This is a genomic window from Pseudoalteromonas sp. Z1A8 (genome assembly GCF_011378855.1).
Taxonomy (GTDB): domain Bacteria; phylum Pseudomonadota; class Gammaproteobacteria; order Enterobacterales; family Alteromonadaceae; genus Pseudoalteromonas.
Genome location: NZ_WTLB01000110.1, coordinates 1 through 2,761, shown reverse-complemented (window position 1 = coordinate 2,761; position 2,761 = coordinate 1). Strand labels below are relative to the sequence as shown.

General features: G+C 34.7%; 3 protein-coding genes. All 3 read left to right on the top strand.

Going from position 1 to position 2,761, the window contains the following annotated elements; all coding sequences use genetic code 11:
• Positions 1–126: 126 nt before the first annotated feature.
• The 3 genes from GQR55_RS19810 to GQR55_RS19800 all read left to right on the top strand — a co-directional run bounded on the left by GQR55_RS19810 (position 127) and on the right by GQR55_RS19800 (position 2,601).
• Entirely contained in the window at positions 127–510 is a 384-nt protein-coding gene (locus GQR55_RS19810) for a hypothetical protein (RefSeq protein WP_165729621.1), read from the top strand.
• A gap of 117 nt (positions 511–627) precedes the next feature.
• On the top strand, positions 628–1,329 hold the full coding sequence (locus tag GQR55_RS19805; RefSeq protein ID WP_166421944.1) for a DUF2971 domain-containing protein: 702 nt from the start codon (positions 628–630) through the stop codon (positions 1,327–1,329).
• A 321-nt stretch (positions 1,330–1,650) separates the two neighbouring features.
• Entirely contained in the window at positions 1,651–2,601 is a 951-nt protein-coding gene (locus GQR55_RS19800) for a hypothetical protein (protein ID WP_165729605.1), read from the top strand.
• The last annotated feature ends 160 nt before the right edge of the window (positions 2,602–2,761 follow it).

Genomic DNA, 2,761 nt, shown 5'->3' with positions numbered 1-2,761 from the left:
TTGAACCAAAATAGGAACTCAGCTATGGTTTGTTTATCAATAAAACAAATTTTAAAACGAGTTAATCTACAGGCTCGTTAGCTGCACAGAAAATTGCGGCATATTTCAATCTATAAGGATATTAAAATGAACAAAATGATCAAATTAGGCCTATTTACGTTAGGCTCTGTAGTTTCATCAGTTTCTATTGCGAATGAGATTTCTTCTGATTATCTTAAAAAAGAAATTGAATTAGCTCATACTCAATACATACAAGGCTCTATTGAAAGTGGACTTTACGCACTTCAAGCTCTAGCAAGAATCCTAGAATCAGATAGCACTAGTTCCAAGCTTGGGCCAAATAACTTGTCATTTACTTATCTAAGAATAGGCTTACTACACGAAAAGGCTGGTAGTGATTCCAAGGCAAAACCATATTTTAATAAAGCTAAAAGCTCCTATAGCGGTAAAAAAATTGAAATTCCTCAATTAAAAGAACTGGTTTCAAAACTAGACGAAATGCGCAGCTAACAAGTCATTAAAGCAGGAAAATTTACAGTTGGCTGTTTTCACTGCGTTCAACATTTTAGCCAACTATAAATTCCCTCTTAATGAGGCGTTAGCTGGAAACTTAGAATTGGAGTTGTCGTGCAGAAATTACAAACCTTCTACAAATATAAATCACTTGATAATTTTGAATTTCTACTTGATTTGATTATCAAAGAAAGAATATATGCGGCAAGTCATCATGAACTAAATGATCCTATGGAAGGTGTTGTAAAGGTAGATGGGACTATTCCTAAAGAAAAAGAACAAGAGTGGGAAGAGTTAATAAAGAAATTCAGAATAGTCTGCTTTAGTAGGGATAAAGACAGCCCCTTAATGTGGTCGCATTACGCCGATGGAGCTAGGGGTTGTGTTGTTGAGTTTCAATTATTAGAAAACCAAATTTTTCATAAAGTCTCATATTTAAAAAAACCTTCAATAACAGAAAAGCATATATCAATGGATAAGGCAGCAGAAATCCTACTGTATAAAGAAAAGCCTTGGAAGTATGAAGCTGAAAGTCGATGTTTAATTGTTGGAGAAAAAAAGTTTTTGCTAATAACTATCAAATCAGTAAGGTTTGGTGGAAGAGCTGAAAAGTCAAAAGTTGATATGCTTGTCCACATATTGAAACTCTGTAAACCAAACCTTGAAGTGTTAATAGAGAGCAAGCAAAATTTAAGTAATAACATAAGATGGGTTTCTAGAGGAAGGCGAACTTATGTTAAAAGACCAGATAGAAGTCAAGATTATTGCCCTAAGTGCGATGAAAGGGAAGATATACAAAAAGATTTTTGTCGCTAGTACACGAGGCTTATTAGTTATGAGCCGTATACCAGCTAACAAGTCAATTTAAACGGAACTAAAACAGTGTGCCATGTTTCGTTCCTCAACAAGTTTGGCACACAATTTTAGTCCGCTTAATGTGGGCGTTTGAGGCTGTAGAATTACTCATTTTTAAGAAAAACAGCCTGTTTTATGGGTTCCAAATGCATTACCTAATGCTTTAAAAACGCTTAGAGTTAACTACAGGAGCTCGCTTTTTTAATTGAATTTGGCTGTTGGAGTTATTCTACAGTCTCGTTATGTGCCTATGCTTTGGCTCTTCTATATATGGGAATATTTATGAATATTAAAATTAAATTTTCGGTACTATCGTTATTTACTATGTTAAGTTTTTCGTCATCAGCTAGTTCTAGTGATTATGCTGGGACTGCTCATGTAATTAAAGGTGAGGCTGAAGTCAACGTTTCAACGTTATTTACCTGTAAAAACGGACGTTCACGTCCGTCTCCAGTCGGCATTAAAAAATATGATAATATTGAATATCTTGTTCCTGCAAAGGTTCAATATGAACAAAAGAATTTTGCCACAGACCTTTATAATGAATGCTCGAAGGTAACCCCAAAATCTTTATCTGAGGTTAACTTGTCGTCCGTACCTATCATAGAAGTAGATAAAGATGGGGAAGTTATTACAGGGTACATATTTGCAGATAATTACTTTGAATTATTTATAAACGGTAAGTTAATAGCCGTGGATCCTATACCTTTTACTCCTTTTAATTCCAATATCGTGAAATTTAAAGTTAAAAAGCCATATGATATAGCAATCAAAGTTGTTGATTGGGAAGAAAATTCAGGCTTGGGTAGTGAAGATAACCGTGGTAAACGTTTTCACCCTGGAGACGGTGGCTTTATTGCAAGCTTCTCAGATGGTACGAAAACCAATTCTAAATGGTCAGCTCAAACTTTTTATACCTCTCCTGTTTATGATCTGAAGTGTGCTAAAGAAATAGGAGATCAGCGTTTAACAACAAAATGCAGTACCAATGGTGCGGATAAGTATATTGAGACCTATTCGTTACATTGGGATATCCCAGTAAATTGGAAATTAAACGAAAGTTACTTATCTTGGCCAAATTCAGTGGAATTTACGGAAGATGAAATTGGTGTTAATAATAAGAAAGCTTATATGAATTTCCAAGAACAGTTCTCAGGTTCTGGTGCTTCATTTATTTGGTCAAGCAATCTTGTTTTAGATAACCTTGTATTATTCAGGTATCGAGTTAAATAAGGCACATAACAAGTCACTAAAGCAGGACAAATAACAGTTGGTTTTTGCTCCTGCGTCGCTTATTTTAACCAACTATTATTTGCCTCTTAGTGAGGCGTTGAGGCTGTAGAATTACTCTTTCTAGGAACGTATTCTACTATTTTCAATTGATTGCTTTTTA

Excerpts from the sequence above, each read along its gene's own strand:
- GQR55_RS19810 (WP_165729621.1), top strand. The coding sequence starts at position 127 with ATGAACAAAATGATCAAATTAGGCCTATTTACGTTAGGCTCTGTAGTT.
- GQR55_RS19800 (WP_165729605.1), top strand. The coding sequence starts at position 1,651 with ATGAATATTAAAATTAAATTTTCGGTACTATCGTTATTTACTATGTTA.